Origin of the sequence: Burkholderia sp. MSh2 (assembly GCF_000731655.1) — a bacterium.
GTDB lineage: Bacteria > Pseudomonadota > Gammaproteobacteria > Burkholderiales > Burkholderiaceae > Burkholderia > Burkholderia paludis.
Genome location: NZ_JPGM01000011.1, coordinates 98,656 through 115,535, shown reverse-complemented (window position 1 = coordinate 115,535; position 16,880 = coordinate 98,656). Strand labels below are relative to the sequence as shown.

The 16,880-nt window shown below is 65.1% G+C and carries 16 protein-coding genes and 4 tRNA genes; 13 read left to right on the top strand and 7 right to left on the bottom strand.

Annotated elements, in window-relative coordinates:
- Positions 1-159 precede the first annotated feature (159 nt).
- The 6 genes from GQ57_RS08685 to GQ57_RS08660 all read left to right on the top strand — a co-directional run bounded on the left by GQ57_RS08685 (position 160) and on the right by GQ57_RS08660 (position 5,060).
- The gene (locus tag GQ57_RS08685; protein ID WP_031402870.1) at positions 160-1,173 is read left to right on the top strand and encodes a class 1 fructose-bisphosphatase; all 1,014 of its coding nucleotides are present in this window, start codon (positions 160-162) and stop codon (positions 1,171-1,173) included.
- Between the two features lie 206 nt (positions 1,174-1,379).
- A tRNA-Thr gene (locus GQ57_RS08680) sits at positions 1,380-1,455 on the top strand.
- A 170-nt stretch (positions 1,456-1,625) separates the two neighbouring features.
- Entirely contained in the window at positions 1,626-2,435 is an 810-nt protein-coding gene (locus GQ57_RS08675; RefSeq protein ID WP_034197640.1) for a helix-turn-helix transcriptional regulator, read from the top strand.
- A 164-nt stretch (positions 2,436-2,599) separates the two neighbouring features.
- Positions 2,600-4,333, top strand: a complete 1,734-nt coding sequence (locus GQ57_RS08670) for an FAD-dependent oxidoreductase (RefSeq protein WP_034197639.1) — start codon at positions 2,600-2,602, stop codon at positions 4,331-4,333.
- Positions 4,330-4,542, top strand: coding sequence for a hypothetical protein (locus tag GQ57_RS08665; protein ID WP_031402873.1), 213 nt, complete (start codon positions 4,330-4,332; stop codon positions 4,540-4,542). The genes GQ57_RS08670 and GQ57_RS08665 overlap by 4 nt, the downstream gene beginning before the upstream one ends.
- 263 nt (positions 4,543-4,805) lie before the next feature.
- Positions 4,806-5,060, top strand: coding sequence for a GlsB/YeaQ/YmgE family stress response membrane protein (locus GQ57_RS08660; protein WP_027788093.1), 255 nt, complete (start codon positions 4,806-4,808; stop codon positions 5,058-5,060).
- 231 nt (positions 5,061-5,291) lie between these two features.
- Here GQ57_RS08660 and GQ57_RS08655 read toward each other — a convergent pair whose 3' ends face one another.
- Positions 5,292-7,646 (bottom strand): TonB-dependent receptor, encoded by a 2,355-nt coding sequence (locus GQ57_RS08655; protein ID WP_034197638.1) that lies wholly within the window; start codon positions 7,644-7,646, stop codon positions 5,292-5,294.
- A gap of 123 nt (positions 7,647-7,769) precedes the next feature.
- Positions 7,770-8,159 (bottom strand): DUF2946 domain-containing protein, encoded by a 390-nt coding sequence (locus tag GQ57_RS08650; protein WP_034197637.1) that lies wholly within the window; start codon positions 8,157-8,159, stop codon positions 7,770-7,772.
- A 197-nt stretch (positions 8,160-8,356) separates the two neighbouring features.
- Here GQ57_RS08650 and GQ57_RS43305 point away from each other — a divergent pair, with 197 nt between their 5' ends.
- Both GQ57_RS43305 and GQ57_RS08640 read left to right on the top strand, forming a co-directional pair.
- Positions 8,357-8,503, top strand: a complete 147-nt coding sequence (locus tag GQ57_RS43305; RefSeq protein ID WP_006756195.1) for a hypothetical protein — start codon at positions 8,357-8,359, stop codon at positions 8,501-8,503.
- Between the two features lie 223 nt (positions 8,504-8,726).
- Positions 8,727-9,320 (top strand): chorismate mutase, encoded by a 594-nt coding sequence (locus GQ57_RS08640; protein WP_034197636.1) that lies wholly within the window; start codon positions 8,727-8,729, stop codon positions 9,318-9,320.
- A gap of 33 nt (positions 9,321-9,353) precedes the next feature.
- On the opposite strand, the gene GQ57_RS08635 is transcribed toward GQ57_RS08640, so the two are convergent.
- The 3 genes from GQ57_RS08635 to GQ57_RS43020 form a co-directional block, all read right to left on the bottom strand.
- On the bottom strand, positions 9,354-10,490 hold the full coding sequence (locus GQ57_RS08635) for an exonuclease domain-containing protein (RefSeq protein ID WP_034197635.1): 1,137 nt from the start codon (positions 10,488-10,490) through the stop codon (positions 9,354-9,356).
- Positions 10,491-10,631: 141 nt separating this feature from the next.
- Positions 10,632-10,835 carry a cold-shock protein gene (locus GQ57_RS08630; RefSeq protein WP_031402878.1) on the bottom strand — a complete coding sequence of 68 codons (204 nt, stop codon included), beginning with the start codon at positions 10,833-10,835 and terminating at the stop codon, positions 10,632-10,634.
- The gene (locus tag GQ57_RS43020; RefSeq protein WP_160257514.1) at positions 10,817-10,981 is read right to left on the bottom strand and encodes a hypothetical protein; all 165 of its coding nucleotides are present in this window, start codon (positions 10,979-10,981) and stop codon (positions 10,817-10,819) included. Before GQ57_RS43020 ends, GQ57_RS08630 begins: the two co-directional genes overlap by 19 nt.
- Positions 10,982-11,228: 247 nt before the next feature.
- On the opposite strand from GQ57_RS43020, the gene GQ57_RS08625 reads away from it, so the two are divergent.
- Positions 11,229-11,495 (top strand): hypothetical protein, encoded by a 267-nt coding sequence (locus GQ57_RS08625; RefSeq protein ID WP_031402879.1) that lies wholly within the window; start codon positions 11,229-11,231, stop codon positions 11,493-11,495.
- Between the two features lie 505 nt (positions 11,496-12,000).
- Positions 12,001-13,146, top strand: a complete 1,146-nt coding sequence (locus tag GQ57_RS08620) for a porin (protein ID WP_034197634.1) — start codon at positions 12,001-12,003, stop codon at positions 13,144-13,146.
- Positions 13,147-13,229: 83 nt separating this feature from the next.
- On the opposite strand, the gene greB is transcribed toward GQ57_RS08620, so the two are convergent.
- Positions 13,230-13,793 (bottom strand): transcription elongation factor GreB, encoded by a 564-nt coding sequence (gene greB, locus GQ57_RS08615; protein WP_034197633.1) that lies wholly within the window; start codon positions 13,791-13,793, stop codon positions 13,230-13,232.
- A 131-nt stretch (positions 13,794-13,924) separates the two neighbouring features.
- Between greB and GQ57_RS08610 the strand changes: the two genes are divergently transcribed.
- The 3 genes from GQ57_RS08610 to GQ57_RS08600 all read left to right on the top strand — a co-directional run bounded on the left by GQ57_RS08610 (position 13,925) and on the right by GQ57_RS08600 (position 14,287).
- Positions 13,925-14,001: transfer RNA gene (locus GQ57_RS08610), tRNA-Arg, on the top strand.
- Positions 14,002-14,067: 66 nt separating this feature from the next.
- A tRNA-Arg gene (locus GQ57_RS08605) sits at positions 14,068-14,144 on the top strand.
- 66 nt (positions 14,145-14,210) lie between these two features.
- Positions 14,211-14,287: transfer RNA gene (locus GQ57_RS08600), tRNA-Arg, on the top strand.
- Positions 14,288-14,479: 192 nt separating this feature from the next.
- Here GQ57_RS08600 and GQ57_RS08595 read toward each other — a convergent pair.
- Positions 14,480-16,846 carry a RelA/SpoT family protein gene (locus GQ57_RS08595; RefSeq protein ID WP_031402882.1) on the bottom strand — a complete coding sequence of 789 codons (2,367 nt, stop codon included), beginning with the start codon at positions 16,844-16,846 and terminating at the stop codon, positions 14,480-14,482.
- Positions 16,847-16,880 lie beyond the last annotated feature (34 nt).

The following is a 16,880-nucleotide window of genomic DNA, read 5'->3' as shown; positions in this document are numbered from 1 at the left end:
GCCGCGGACGCAGCGCGCGTCCCGGCCGTGCCGCCCGGCGGCAACCGGGCCCGCCCGGCCTCCCGGCCATGTAACCGGACGAAAAAAGGCGGCGGCACGCGGGGCGCGGCAGGTAAAATTGCGGCCATTCAAGGATTCTTTGGCCTTTCGGAGTCTGTCATGTCCATTGCCCGCCGCACCACGCTGTCGAAGTTCCTGATCGAACAGCAACGTGAGACCAACAACCTCCCCGCCGACCTGCGCCTGCTGATCGAAGTCGTCGCACGCGCGTGCAAGGCGATCAGCTACAACGTGTCGAAGGGCGCGCTCGGCGACGCGCTCGGCACCGCCGGCAGCGAAAACGTCCAGGGCGAAGTGCAGAAGAAGCTCGACATCCTGTCGAACGAAATCCTGCTCGACGCGAACGAATGGGGCGGCAACCTCGCCGCGATGGCGTCGGAAGAAATGGAAACGTTCTTCCCGATCCCCGCGAACTACCCGCGCGGCGAATACCTGCTCGTGTTCGATCCGCTCGACGGCTCGTCGAACATCGACGTGAACGTGTCGATCGGCACGATCTTCTCGGTGCTGCGCTGCCCGGACGGCAAGCAGGCAACCGAGGAATCGTTCCTGCAACCCGGCACCCAGCAGGTCGCGGCCGGCTACGCGGTGTACGGTCCGCAGACGGTGTTCGTGCTCACGACCGGCAACGGCGTGAACTGCTTCACGCTCGACCGCGAAGTCGGCTCGTGGGTGCTCACGCAGAGCAACATGCAGATCCCGGCCGATACGCGCGAATACGCGATCAACGCATCGAACGCTCGCCACTGGTACGACCCGGTCAAGCGCTACGTCGACGAGTTGAACGCCGGCAAGGAAGGCCCGCGCGGCGACAACTTCAACATGCGCTGGATCGCATCGATGGTGGCCGACGTGCACCGGATCCTGAACCGCGGCGGCATCTTCATGTACCCGGCCGACAAGCGCACGCCCGATCGTCCGGGCAAGCTGCGCCTGATGTACGAAGCGAACCCGATGTCGTTCATCGTCGAACAGGCAGGCGGCGCGGCGACCACCGGCACGCAGCGCATCCTCGACGTGCAGCCGACGGGCCTGCACCAGCGCGTCCCCGTGTTCCTCGGTTCGAAGAACGAAGTCGAGCGCGTCACCGGCTATCACGGCGAAGCAAAATAATTGCACTGCAGCACTAGACGGAGGTGCGGTACGCAAGTACAATCGCGCCTCGCGATGTGGCCCTCACCGGTCGCATCGCAGTGAAGTGAAAGCGGTAAGTCCGCCGGATCGAGGGTTTCGCGAAGCAGCAGCAGCAAGCTGAAAAAAATTTCGCAAAACCTATTGCCAAGATCTCGGATTTCACCATATAATTTCATTTCTCTGCTGCCGGTGTAGCTCAGTTGGTAGAGCAGCGCATTCGTAATGCGAAGGTCGTAGGTTCGACTCCTATCTCCGGCACCAAGATATAAAGGCCTGACAAGCATCGCTTGTCAGGCCTTTTCTCTTTTCCGGCGCCGCGATCATGCGCCCGCGTCTTCCCGCACCGGTTCCGCTTGCGGGCATCCCCCGACTTACACGCCGCGCACCGCCGATTAGAATCGGCCGGATTCTTCCGCCCTCTCCCCTGCATCATGCGCACCTGGCGTCTCGAGCGAGCAACGCTCACCGGGCAGCTGGACGTGGCCCGCGCAACCGGCCTCGTCGCCGCGATCGGCGGCAACGAGCCGAACGCATTCGCGGCCGAAATCCTGAAGCTGTTCGACAGCGCGCTGTCCATCACGCAATGCACGATCTTCGCGTACGAGTTCGGCAATCGCCCGCGCACGATGTCGGTCGCCGACCATCGCGGCGGCCGCTACCTGCGCGACGTCGCCGACACCTATGCACGCCATTTCTATGCGCTCGACGGCAATCAGCCGATCGTATCGACCGCGCATCGCGGCGCACGGCGTCACGACCTGCTGCTGCACCGGCAGGCAGGCGACGAGATCGGCCACGAAGCGTATCGCGCGGCGTGCTACCGCGGCCCCGACGTCTCCGACCGGCTGGCGCTGCTGACGCAGCCCGACGATACGACCTGGCTGTCGATCAACCTGTACCGCGCGCATCGCAGCGGCGCGTTCCTGCCGCGCGAAATCGCCGCGATCGAAACGCTCGCGCCGCTGATCGCACAGGCCGCGCAGCATCACTACGCGCTGGCCGGCGCGGCGCAGATCGGCATCCCGCAGCGGATGCTCGCGCGACTGCGCAATGCGTGCCCCGAGTTGTCCAAGCGGGAACTCGACGTGCTGCGCGGCGTGCTCGACGGCCGGACCGCGCACGAGATCGGCGAAACGATCGGCGTGAAGGCTTCGAGCGTCATCACCTACCAGAAGCGCGCATACCGTCGTCTCGGCATTTCGAGCCAGCGTGAACTGTTCGCACTGTGCATGCAGCCCTGAGCCCGCACGATCCGCCTTGACCCTCGCGGCCCCGCCCGCACCTCGTTCGCCGTACCCGAAATGGGGACAACGACGGCATGACCGGCTTCCATACTGTACCGACCTGCTGCACGCATCGCGCCGTCGATCCGTGCACGTCGAACCGGACCACCAGGAAGCCCACGATGGATATCGACTTCACACCCTACCCGTTCGTCGCCGAGCGCCATCCCCCGCAACGTCCTGCCTGCGACGACGGCGTCGATACGCGCCGCCATCGCGTCGCGATCGTGGGCGGCGGCCCCGTGGGCCTTGCAGTCGCGCTCGGCCTTGCGAACCACGGTATCCGCAGCGTGTTGATCGAGGCCGACGACTCGGTGTGCCACGGCAGCCGCGCCATCTGCGTCTCGCGCCGCAGCCTCGAGATCGTCGAGCGGCTCGGCGCACTCGACGATTTCCTGCGCGTGGGGCTGCCGTGGACCGGCGGACGCAGCTTCTACCGTCGCGACGAGGTGCTGCATTTCACGATGCCGCAGGACGACAACCAGAAGCTGCCGCCGATGGTGAATCTCGCGCAGTACCACATCGAGCAGTTCCTGCTCGATGCCGCGCTGCGCCGCCCCGAGCTCATCGAGATCCGCTGGCAGGCGAAGGTCGTCGGCGTGACGCGGCAGCCGGACGGTGTGCGCCTCGAGGTCGACACGCCGCCGGGCGGCTACGCGCTCGAGGCCGACTGGGTCGTGGCATGCGACGGCGGACGCAGCACGCTGCGCGATGCGCTCGGCCTGTCGCTCCAGGGCACGAGCTACGAAGGCCGCTACGTGATCGTCGACATCGCGCTCGAGAGCGACCGGCCGACCGAACGGCTCGCGTATTTCGATCCGTCGTCGAACCCGGGTTCGACGGTGCTCGTCCACAAGCAGCCGGGCAACGTGTGGCGGATCGACTACCAGTTGCGCGACGGCGAGGATCCCGACGCGGCCGTGCAACCCGGGAACGTGATCCCGCGCGTGCAGAGCCTGCTCGACATGATGGGCGAGCGCGGCCACTGGTCGCCGATCTGGATCACGATCTACAAGGCAAACGCGCTGACCCTGGAGCGCTACCGGCACAGCCGCGTGCTGTTCTGCGGCGACGCCGCGCATCTCGTGCCGATCTTCGGCGTACGCGGGGCAAATTCAGGCATCGAAGACGCCGACAACCTTGCGTGGAAGCTCGCGTATACGATCCGCGGCCTTGCATCGGACAGCCTGCTCGACAGCTACTCGGACGAACGCGTGTTCGCCGCGCACGAGAACCTCCGCTACGGCACGAAGAGCACCGAATTCATGGCGCCGCCGTCGTTTGCCTTCGAACTGATGCGCCGGGCCGTGCTGTCGCTCGCGGTCCGGCACCCGGCGCTGCGTTCGTTGATCAATCCGCGCCAGACATCGGCCATCGCGTATGCGGCGTCGCCGCTCAACGCGGCGGAACGCGACACGTTTGCCGCCGGGCCGGCGCCCGGCACGGTGCTCGCGGAATGCCCGCTGCTGCTGCCCGCGACGCACGGCCGCGCCCCATGCCGCGGGCACCTGACCGATCTCGTCGCGCCGCGCTTCATCGCGTTCTGCTTCACCTTCGACGGCACGCCCGATCCGACGCTCGCCGATCTCGAACGGCGCCTGCAGGACGCACACATGCCGTTCGCGCTGGTCACGCTCGCCCGGCACGCGACGCCACGGCAACCTGCGTGCGACGGCCATGATGACCTGGGCAGGCTGTTCGACATGTACGGCGCGCGCGACGGCACCGTCTATCTCGTCCGTCCGGACGGCCACGTCCTCGGCCGCTGGCACGACGCACGCGCCGACGACGTGGCCGCCGCGCTCGAACGTGCGCTTCATCCGGACACGCCCACCGATCTTCAGGAGACCGCATGATGACGGATACCGAACGCGACATCCTCTACACCGACCTGTGCCGGACGATGACCCGCATCGGCGAAGCCGACGCATCGCTCTATCTGGCCCGCTTCGCGCTGCTGTCGATCGAGGCGATCGGCGATACCGCGACCGTCGTCCGGCTGATCGCCGACGCAAGCGTCGGACTGCCCGATACCGGCATGCCGGCATCGACGCACGAACGATGAAATCCGTGTCCGCCGGTCCTCGCCGGCGACACTTTCTTACAGATTCTTTTCTCCCTGAATCGACCGTGCGCGAGCCGCACCGTAGGCAGACGAATTCCCTGGAAAATCCCGTTACGGGTGCATAACATTACTTAACGATTCCGACCCGTCTATCGCGTTACATTGCGTGGGCGGCGCGGCGGGTCGCGATGCCGCCTTCATGCAGCTTGCGGCGACATAGCCGACGTCCGGTCATTTCGACACAACCCAAGGAGAGGACCACCATGACTCATGGCTTGATTATGTGGCTGATCATCGGCGCGATCGCCGGCTGGCTTGCCGGCTTGCTCGTCAAGGGCGGCGGCTTCGGGCTCATCGTCGACATCATCGTCGGGATCGTCGGCGCGGTGATCGGCGGCTGGCTCGCCGGGCTGCTCGGCATCAGCATCGGCAGCGGTTTCATCGGATCGGTGATCGTCGCGGTCGTCGGTGCAGTGATCCTGCTGTTCGTGATCCGACTATTCAAGCGAGCGGCCTGACGCGTCTCTCCACGCGCCTTCGGGCGCGTTTTCGCATCAGGCCGGCGCGCGGCCCGTTCGCCGCGCGCCGCCGACGCTTTCAGCGCCTTGCGCGCTGCAACCGGCCGTCGATCTGGCCGGCCGTCGGCAAGCGGCCGCGCACGCCGCGCGCACCGTCGCTTCCGCGCCACCCGGTACGCGGTATCGCCCCTCCCCGTCCCGCATCGCACGCGTCGCCTGCAGCCGACGACGTTATAGCGACCATTTCAGTTCTCCATAGAACGTACGCCCCGGATACGGGTGAAACACGTAGTAACGACGGTCCGTCAGGTTGTCGATTCCGACCGATGCGCTCCAGTGACGATCGAAGCGGTAACGCGCCTTCAGGTCGACGACCGTGAACGAGCTCGTGCCGCCGTAGACGTCCGGATTCACGTCGCTGTTGTCGAGCGTGTTGAACTGGCGGCCCGAGTAGCGCACGCCGACGCTCGCAAGCCAATGCTCGTCGAAGCGATACGACGCAAGCAGGTTCGCGCGCATGCGCGGAATACGCGGAAAGCGCGAGCCGACATACGCGGGATTCGCGGCGTCGGCGAGAATCCGGGCGTTGCTCGCCGACACGTTCGCGTCGATTGCGAGCCCCTTCAACCCGACGTTCTCGCCGCTGAACGCCAGTTCGACGCCGCGTACGCGCACGCGGTCGACGTTCGAGACATTGGTGACGGTCGTCGCCCCCGACACCGTCGTCTGGCTATAGATCGAATCGCGCAGGTCGCTCTGGAACACGCTGGCGCGCACGACGCCCACGCCCACGTCGCGTTCGGCCGTGAAATCCCAGTCGATCGCCTTTTCCGGCCGCAGGTTCGGGTTGTTGTTGACGATCGCGTTGTTCGAGATCGTGCCCTGGAACAGTTCGCCGACCGTCGGGAACCGCGTGCCGGTCGCAAACGACAGCCGGAAGCGCCAGACATCCGTCGCGTCCCATTGCAGCGCGGCCTTCGGCGACAGCGCGTTCGCGCCGCGATCCGCATAGCCGAGCGTGCCGGCTGCATTGCCGAGCGCGCCGCCGTACGCATCCCAGCGTTCGTAGCGCAGCCCCAGCGTCGCGAGCCACGCCGGCGCGAAGCGCCATGCGTCCTGCCCGTACAGTGCCTGCGTGCGCGTGTCGCCGCGGTAGACGCTCGCGAGCGACGTGGTCGGCCCGGCCAGCCAGTCGGCCGTGTTGTACGTGACGTTGCGCAGGAAGTAGTTGTCGTAGTGATAGCCGAACGTGAACGTGTGCCCCCTCACTTCCGGCGCCTCGGCCTTCAGGTCGAGCGTACGCCAGCCCGTGCCGTCGCCCTGGAACAGCGTGCCCGCGCCGCCCTGCACGGTCGACGCCGCACGCAGCACGTCGCGCGACACGTCGTACGCGGACACGACGCCCGACAGCCGCCACCCGGAATCGAGCCGGCCGTTCAGGCCGAGCGCATACAGCCAGTTCTCCTGGTCGCCGCGCTGCGGCGCGAATGCGTTCGGCGCGACGGTCATGTTCTGGCCGCCGATCGAGACATTGCCGCCGTAGACCGGATTGCCGGCCGCATCGCGCAGGAAGGTTTCGCCGTGCTGCCGGTAATGGTTCTCCCAATGCCCGAGCGTGAGCGTCGCGTCGACGCTGTCGGTGAACGCATAGCCCATCCTGACCGTCTCGTTGATCTGCTCGGTCCGCTCGATCGTCTGCGCGCCGACGATGGTCCGCGGCTTGCCGTTGGGCCCGATGTCGGTCACGGCGCCGGTCACGGGCACGGCGGCGCCGAGCTTCGGGTTGTACGCCGCATTGGGGCTCGCATACTGCATCGGCTGACTGTCGTTCTCGAGCCTGTCGAGCGACAGCGCGAACCAGAACCGCCCGACCCGGTTCGCGATCCGCGCGGTCTGATGATTGCCGCCGAAGCTGTCCGCGTAGCCGTAGCCGTCGTGGTAGCGCTGCGTGAAGAATTGCGTCGACAGCGACGCCTCGAGCTTTTCCGGGCGACGTGTGGTGAGCTGCACGGTCGAGCCGATGGAGTTGCCGGGATACAGCGCGGAAAAAGGGCCGTAGAGCACGTCCACGCGCGCGATGTCGTCGGGCGGGATCAGCGACCAGCGCGGCGGATACGCATAGCTCGAGCCGAGCAGGTTCGACAGCAGCACGCCGTCGGCGTAGACGAGCCCGCGCGCACTCTGCAGTTCGTTGAAGTCGCGGCCGGCAAACACGCTGTTGCGGTCGCCGATATAGCGCTTGCGGACCATCAGGTTCGGCGCGTACTTCAGCGCATCCTCGGTGGTGACGTTGGTGTGCGAATCGATTTGCGCGCGCGTCATCGATTCGACGACGGCCGGCGTATTCCGATCGACCGGCTGCCGCTGGGCCGTCACGCTGACGGCGCTCAGCGTATCGCCTGCCGGTGCCGACGGCACGGTTGCGCCCGAAGCGGCCGGCGCGGCGGCGGGACGCCCGACACCGCGGGCGGGATCGACGGCATCGTCGGTCGATGCGGCATGCGCGGCGGCAGGCCACGCGAAAGCAGCCGCGCATGCAAGCGCGAGCCGGCCGCGCGATGGCCGCGCGACGAAGGTAGACGACATGGGGAATTCCTGAAAACGTGATCGGACGCCGCCGGACACGAGCACGCGCCGCGCACGGACGGCACGGCGCGCAGCTCCTGCTGCTGCGGCACGCGCGCCACCGGGGCGCGCGGACGACTTCAATCAGACCGGAGGGTTTTCAGGCGGGGCGCGCGGCTGCGCGAGACGCATGCCCTTGCGGGGCAGATCGGGCATGGCCGGAGCGGCCGCGCGGTAGGCGAAGGCCCGTACGAAACCCGGCATCGCGGGCAGGCTCGTACCCAGCGCCACGTTTGCCGCGAAGCCCGGGCAGTACACGCAATGCGGCACGCCGGCATGGTCGGGCGACGTCGCACCGTGATCGCCGCCCGCCGGCGCGAGCACGACCTGGCGGGTGCCCGCTGCACTGCACAACTCGAGCGTGAGCGCGCCGGAGCCGGTCGACGCGACGCGCGCGTAGCCGATGACGGGCGACAGTACGTTCAGTACCAGCGCCAGCCATACGAGGCCGATCCATCGCGTCGTTCGTTTCATTGCGGTCCGGAAAAAGTGCGCGAGAGTATAACAAGCGGCCCGATTGTTGCCGATTCCGTACGCTGCACCAGTCGGCACCACCGGTCGCGCCGCAGCGCATGTGCCGTTAATACAACAGAGACAAAATCTAACGATTCGCTGCTGGCATAAATCCAAGCACGAGGTTGATAATTATTGAAATTGCTGGAGAAATGACCATGGATGAAAGACCCACTCGCATGCCCCCGCCCGAGCAAGTGATGAGCCCGGATCCGGAACCCGTCGGCGTGGAATTCCTCGCCGAATTGCCCGACCACGTGCGGGCATTCTTCGACGAACAGCACAAGCTGTACTCGCCGAAGTGAACGACTGTCCGGTTCTGTAACCGCCACGTGCCGATCATCGCCATCGTGCGGGACATCACTGCGCATCGTGCGCAATTCGCATCGCACCCGGGCCGCAACAGCCTGACGGTGCCGGATCAGCTCGCCTGCTGATTCTCCTGTCGCGACGCTACGCCGCGCGACTGTCTTCGTCTATCCTTCTGGTTTTCCATCTCCGGCTCGCCCGGCTCTCCCGATCATCCCGATGAAGCAAGCCATTCGTGCCAGCGTCGCTGTCGCCACGCTCGGCGTCGCCCTCTTTTCGTCGCCGCGCATCGCCTGCGCGGACGGCGACGACACCGCGCTCACCAACGTCGTCGCGCTCGCATCGCAGCGCCTTGCACTCGCCGAACCGGTCGCGCGATGGAAATGGGCGAATCACAAGGCGATCGAGGATCGGCCGCGCGAAGCAGCGCTGCTCACCGCGGTCGAAAAGCGCGCGACACAGGCCGGCGTCGATCCTGCGTTCGCGCGAACCTTCTTCGAGGATCAGATCGTCGCGAGCAAGGACGTGCAGAACGCACTGTTCGCGACCTGGCGCGCGACGCGGCCGCCCGAGGGCGCGCCGCCCGATCTGGCGACCAGCACGCGCCCGGCGCTCGACCGGCTGACGCAGAAGATGATGGCGGGTCTCGCGCAAGTCGCGCCGTTGCGCGATGCGCCCGATTGCCAGGCGCGGCTCGCGCGCAGCATTGCGAACTGGAAGACCCTCACGCGTTTCGACTCCACGCAGACGCAGGCACTCGACACCGCGTTGTCACACGTCTGCTCGGCCGGCGGCGCCAGGGCGACAGGCTGACGCGGCGGGCCCGGATCGGGCCGCGGCGCTCGATCAACCCGCCTGCCCCGCGGGCAGGCTTGCGGCGAGCGGCATCAGTTGCAGGCCGCGTGCGAGATGGGTTTGCAGCAGGCGATGAGTAAAGGGTTCGAACGCGCCGTCCGTCCCGCCGGCTGCGAGTTGCACGGCGGCATCGAGCGAGTCGACCACGCCGAGATAGCGCCAGCCGTCGATCACATGAAACAGGCGGCGCTGGCCGTGGGCCTCGAACGCAACGGCGCCGTCGAACGGCCAGGGTGCGCCGGCGGCACGGCCGGAATCGGCCGGGCGGCGGTTGTACGACGGCCGCAGCCTGGCGATCCATTGCGCCTCGGCAAGCATCGCCCCGAGCTCGTTGCCGGTCTCGCGCCATTCGACACGCCGCACCTGCTGCGCAAGCCGCATTTCCTTCGACGAACGGCGCTCGCCGGTCAGCAGTGCTCGCAACCGCTGGCGCACGCGCACGCTGCGGCCGACATACAGCGCCTCGTCGCGCTCTCCGAACAGTGCATAGGCGCCGCACCCCGCCGGCGCGGTGTCGAGCCAGGCCTCGGTCAGATCGCCGGCCAGACGGAAGTGACGCGTCGTGCGCGCGATCTGGTCACGCAAGCGCTCGAGCGGCACGATGTCGTGCAACCGCCGCCAGAACTGCCAGAGCAGGTCGGCATCCGCCAGCGCGCGGTGTCGCGCGGCCGGCACGAGGCCATGCCGGTCGATCAGTGCATCGAGCCCGTGCCGCGACTCGCGCGGAAACAGCGCACGCGACAGCCGCACCGTACACAGCACATCGGGATTGAACGTCAGGCCGGCACGCTCGAATTCGGCACGCAGAAAGCCGCGGTCGAAGCTCGCGTTGTGCGCGACGAACAGCTTGCCGTCGAGCCGCTCGAACAACGCCGGCGCCAGCGACGCGAACGAGGGCGCGTCGCGCACCATGTCGTCCGAAATGCCCGTCAACTGCTGGATGAACGGCGGAATCGACTGGCCCGGATTGACGAGCGTCGTCCACGTCGACACGCCGAGCGGGCCGATTTCAACCACGCCGATTTCGGTGATGCGGTGCTCGGCGAACGAACTGCCTGAGGTTTCGAGGTCGACGAAGACGAGCGGCTGCTCGCGGGCGGGATCGGACGGACAGGGGGAATCGGACATGGAAAGACAGGAAAACGATGCTTCCGTGAGTATGCACCGGCATGCACGCTCGCGGCCAGCCCGGACCGGTGTGTTCTGCCCCCTGAAAGCAAAAAGCCCCCGCGATGCGGGGGCCGGACGTGATCGGCAAAGCGTGGCGCGTCAGACCGCCTGGATATTCGCTGCCTGCTTGCCTTTCGGCCCGACTTTCACGTCGAACGAAACACGCTGGTTTTCCTTCAGCGTCTTGAAGCCGTCCATCCGGATTTCGGAAAAGTGTGCAAACAAATCTTCACCGCCATTGTCCGACGTAATAAAGCCGAAACCTTTAGCATCGTTAAACCATTTCACGACACCGGTATCCATGTCTTCGTTCCCCACTCGATAAGATCAAAAAAGCTATTTTTATAGCCGTTTCCCGAAATCCCGAAACATTGCGCCAGCACCAGCACCAGCACGCCGCCCGAGGACGGAGTGCTGACTTTATAAATTGGACAATCCGGGTGCGTCAAGAAAATTTTTCACTTCCGCTTTATCAAAAAAGTGCTAATGCCACTGGAATCGGTACACCACCGGTTTTTATTAATTGATTCGCATCAAAAACCTGTCAATATTACCGGGATCGTATCGCCGATAATATCGCCAGCGAAAATCCTACCGGGGACAAATCGACCCGGTAAAACCCTCGGGTTTATTCCGGGTTGCGTAAACCCGAAGACGTTGAGATGCTGATCCAACGCCGAAAGGAAGGAGAAGGTCATGTGGCTGGACGGAATCAAGCGCTTCGCGAGCCGGCTCGGGCGCGTACGCCGCAAATCCCGCGCCCTGACCAAGCCGGCTCGCGAAACGCCGTGCGACACCGAGTTCGATACGACCTGGCACGGCGATCACTGGCAGAACCTGCTCGCATCGCCCCTGGATGCCCGTCACTACGTGATGGAAGACTGGACTTACACGCCGCCGCCGGCCGACGCGGACGAGGCCGCACCTGCGTCGAAACGCAAGCGGCGCGCTTACGCGCAATAGCGCACGACAGCACGGAACCGCAGAACAAAAAAAAGCGCGACTGGGAAGTCGCGCCGACAAAGGTTTGGAGATCTTTTCCGTCAACGAAAAAGTCTGCTTCGGAAAGCAGAGATCGCAGTATAGCGAGAGAACATCCTTTCATTATCCATGCTCCACACAAACCTCTATTGCCGATGTGTCAATAATCGGGCTGCCGCCTCTCGCCTGCCATCCCGCACCTGTCGCGACCACGCAACGCTCATTATGCAGTCCTGATCGCGATTTTATTTCGCTGCACCGCCGCAAACCCTTGATGGACAAGCCTCTGAGCCGATTTCTTAATCTTTGCGGATTCCAAAATATATTATTGCTTAAAGCACGACCCTGCCCCGCTTCACCCACTCCGTACACTGCAGATGGCTTTTGATAAGCGCACCGCCGCTCTGCCGGACCGGTCACAGCATCAAGCAAAAAAGGCCCGTCCGCAGCAGGTTCGATCGACATCATCCTGTTTGGAGACAGATCCATGAAAAAAACCCTGATCGTCACCGCGTTGTCGGGTGTATTCGTTACGGCAGCCCATGCCCAAAGCAGCGTGACGCTGTACGGCTTGATCGATGCAGGCATCACCTATACGAACAATCAGGGCGGCCACAGCGCCTGGCAGGAAACCAGCGGTTCGGTCAACGGCAGCCGCTGGGGCTTGCGCGGCACCGAAGATCTCGGCGGCGGCCTGAAAGCGATCTTCACGCTGGAGAATGGTTTCGGCATCAACAACGGCGCGCTGAAGCAGAGCGGCCGCGAATTCGGCCGGCAAGCGTTTGTCGGCCTCGCACAAGACACCTACGGCTCGCTGACGCTCGGCCGGCAGTACGACAGCGTCGTCGACTACCTCGGGCCGCTGTCGCTGACCGGTACGCAATACGGCGGCACGCAGTTCGCTCACCCGTTCGACAACGACAACCTGAACAACTCGTTCCGGATCAACAACGCGGTCAAGTACCAGAGCGCGAACTACGGCGGCCTCAAGTTCGGTGCGTTGTACGGGTTCTCGAATTCGACGTCGTTCGCGAACAACCGCGCGTATAGCGGCGGCGTGTCGTACAGCTACATGGGCTTCAACTTCGCCGCGGCCTACTTGCAGCTGAACAGCGACGTGAATGCGCTCGCGCAGGCGGCGACCGATCCGGGCGCGGTGACCGGCGAGTGGACGTTCGCATCGCGCGTGCAGCGTACCTGGGGCGGCGGCCTGAATTACGGGTTCGGCCCCGCCACGGTCGGCTTCGTCTTCACGCAGACGCGCCTGACCGGCATCCGCGCGATCAGCGCAGGGCAGTCCGGCGTCTCCGGCGGCATCACGGGCCTCGGCGGCACCGCGCGCTTCAGCAACTACGAAATCAACGGCCGCTACGCGCTGACGCCGGCCGTGTCGCTCGCCGGCTCCTACACGTACACGCAGGGCCGCCTGGCCGGCGACAAGCCGACCTGGCACCAGTTCAACCTGCAAGCCGACTATGCGCTGTCGAAGCGCACCGACGTCTACCTGCAGGGCGAATTCCAGAAGGTCAACAGCGACGGCCTCGACCTCGGCGCCAACATCAACGGGCTGGGCGCCGCCTCATCGACCAACAAGCAGATCGCGGTCACGGCCGGCCTGCGCCATCGCTTCTGAGCGACCGGCACATTCACCGCACGCCGGACGACGAAGCGCCCCTTCCGGGGCGCTTTTCCTTTGCCGCACCCACCCGACGCCGGTCAGGCGTTGCCCGACGCCGGGTAGCGGACGTCGAGCACGTCGATCGGCTGCGGGCCTGCCGGCGTCATCAGCATGACGGTGTCGCCGATCTTCGCCTTGATCAGCGCACGCGCGACCGGCGAAATCCAGCTGACGCAACCGTGGTCGAGATCGACTTCGTCGATCCCGACGATCGTGATCGTGTGATCCTCGCCGTCCGGCGTCTCGTAATCGACCGTCGCGCCGAAAAACACCTGGTCGACATTTTCCTGCCGGCTCGCGTCGACGACTTCGGCGAGATCGAGCCGCTTCGTCAGGAAGCGGATGCGGCGATCGATCTCGCGAAGCCGCCGCTTGCCGTAGATGTAGTCGCCATTCTCCGACCGGTCGCCGTTCGACGCGGCCCACGACACGAGCCGCACCACCTCCGGACGCTCGACGTCGATCAGGTTCAGCAGTTCGTCCCGCAGCCGCTTGTGCCCGGCCGGCGTGATGTAGTTCTTCGCGCCCGCCGGGATCGCGGGCTGGGCCTGGTCGAGATCGTCGTCGTCGCCGTCCGACTCTTTGACAAACGCCTTGTTCATGGTGCAGATTCAATACAGGGATGTTCGATGCTCCAAGGGTACACGATGGGCCCCCTGGTCAGGCCGTATCGAACAATTCGCGAATAAGGCTTCCCTTTTCAAACAACCCTGCTATAATCCCTCTTCTGCGTGCGGCTGTAGCTCAGTTGGATAGAGTACTTGGCTACGAACCAAGGGGTCGTGGGTTCGAATCCTGCCAGCCGCGCCACTTTTTTCGAGGGCCTTCCGAATCGAAGGCCCTTTCAGTTCGAAGTAGTCGTGTTTTGTTTTGCGTGCGGCTGTAGCTCAGTTGGATAGAGTACTTGGCTACGAACCAAGGGGTCGTGGGTTCGAATCCTGCCAGCCGCGCCACTTTTTTCGAGGGCCTTCCGAATCGAAGGCCCTTTCAGTTCGAAGTAGTCGTGTTTTGTTTTGCGTGCGGCTGTAGCTCAGTTGGATAGAGTACTTGGCTACGAACCAAGGGGTCGTGGGTTCGAATCCTGCCAGCCGCGCCACCTTAAAAGGGCTTTCCTCCGGGAAAGCCCTTTTTCTTTTCCGCTCCGCCCTCCCTCGCCCACGGCAAGGTCGCGTGCGCCTTTCTCCGCAAGAACGGCCGCCGCGCCGCCCCTTCGCCGTTTCCCGCCGCACAAAGAAAAACGGCGGCCATTGGCCGCCGTCGCTCGATCATCCGCCCGCCCGGGCAGGCATCAATAATCCTGCCGCTCGCGCTCGATGCGCATGCCGCCATCGTGGCGCGCATGCGCGCCGTCGTCGGTCGAGCGCTCGCGCATGATCCGCATCACGTCCGGATTGGTTCGCACGCGCCGCATCACGTTCGCGAGATGCACGCGGTCGCTGACCTGGATCACGAAGCGCAGCACCGTCGATTCGTGCGTCAGATCCTCGTCCATCGCGATATGGACGATGTTCGCATCGGCCGACGTGATGTCCGCCGCCACGCGCGCAAAGATGCCCTTCGTGTTCTTCACGAGCGCCTTCACGGCGACATCGAACAGGCGACCCGGCTGCGGCGCCCACTCGACGTCGATCCAGCGCCCCGGATCGCGGCGATGGATACGCTGCGCCACGCGGCAATCGGTCGTATGAATCGCCATGCCCAGGCCGATCCCGATGTAGCCCATGATCGCATCGCCCGGAATCGGCCGGCAGCACGCGGACAACTGCACCGACATCCCTTCGGTGCCGGTAATCACGACCGGCGGCGCATGATGCGCGGCATGCCGCTCGGATTTCGGCAGATCGTCGTCCGCATCGCGGCCGCTCATCAGCACCTCGATGCGCTTGGCCATCACCGCGGCCACGCGACGGCCGAGGCCGATGTCCGCGAAGATTTCCTGACGGCTCTTGTTGCCCGTCCACTGCACGAGCTTTTCCCACACTTCCGGCTCGACATCGGCCAGCGCGAGGCCGTAACCCTTCAGGCTCTGGTCGACCAGCCGCTCGCCAAGCTGCACGGACTCGTTCAGCCGCATCGTCTTCAGGTAGTGGCGGATCGCCGAGCGCGCCTTGCCGGTCCGCACGAAGCCGAGCCACGCCGGGTTCGGCTTCGAATACGGCGCGGTGATCACCTCGACGATGTCGCCGCTCTTCAGCTCGGTGCGCAGCGGCAGCAGTTCGTTGTTGATCTTCACGGCCACGCACTGGTTGCCGAGATCGCTGTGGATCGAATACGCGAAATCGAGCGCCGTCGCGCCGCGCGGCAGCGCCATGATCTTCGACTTCGGCGTGAACACGTAGACCGCGTCGGGGAACAGGTCGATCTTCACGTGTTCGAGGAATTCGCTCGAATCGCCGGCCTCGCTCTGGATGTCGAGCAGCGACTTCAGCCACTGGTGCGCGCGCTTCTGCACGTCGCTGAGATCCGCGCCGCCGTTCTTGTACAGCCAGTGCGCGGCAACTCCGGCCTCGGCGATCTCGTGCATCTTGCGCGTGCGCACCTGGAACTCGATCGGCGCACCGAACGGGCCGACGAGCGTCGTGTGCAGCGACTGATAGCCGTTGATCTTCGGGATCGCGATGTAGTCCTTGAACTTGCCGGGCACGGGCTTGTACAGCGCATGCAGCGCACCGATGCACGTGTAGCAGTCGAGCGGGCTGTCGACGACGACGCGGAAGCCGTACACGTCGAGCACCTGCGAGAACGACAACTGCTTGTCGCGCATCTTCCGGTAGACGCTGTAGATGGTTTTCTCGCGGCCCGTGATCTCCGCGTCGATCTTTGCATCGGCCATCGCGCGCTGCGCGGCCTCGAGGATCTTGCTGATCACCTCGCGGCGATTGCCGCGCGCGGCCTTCACGGCCTTCTCGAGCGTCGCGTAGCGATGCGGGTTGAAATTCGCGAAGCTCATGTCCTGCAGCTCGCGATACGTGTTGTTCAACCCAAGGCGGTGCGCGATCGGCGCGTAGATATCGAGCGTTTCCCGTGCGACCCGGCGGCGCTTTTCCATCGGCACCGCGCCGAGCGTGCGCATGTTGTGCAGGCGGTCGGCGAGCTTGACGAGAATGACGCGCACGTCGCGCGCCATCGCGAGCAGCATCTTGCGGAAGTTCTCCGCCTGCGCTTCCTCGCGGCTGCGGAACTCCATCTTGTCGAGCTTCGACAGGCCGTCGACCAGTTCGGCGACCTTCGGGCCGAACCGTTCGGCCAGCTCGCTCTTGGTCACGCCCTGGTCTTCCATCACGTCGTGCAGGAGCGCGGCCATGACGGCCTGCGCGTCGAGCTTCCAGCCGGCGCAGATTTCCGCGACGGCGACAGGATGGGTGATATAGGGTTCGCCGCTCTGGCGATATTGACCGAGGTGGGCTTCGTCGCTGAAGTGGAACGCCGCCTTGACCTCTTTGATCTCTTCCGGAGGGAGGTACTCGGCAAGCGCGGCCGTCAGTTTCGCGATCGAAACGACGCCGTGCTTGCGAGGCTGCTCCGGCGTGGCGGTCGGACCGAACAGATGCCTGAAGGACTGTTCGAGGACCGCGTCGATGTACTGGCGCGCAGGCGACTGGGCCGTGGCTTCGGTGGTCGAATCCGCGGAGGCGGACGATGGGGTGGTGCTCATATTCGCCTCCAGGTCGAGTCGTTGCGCGCGTGGA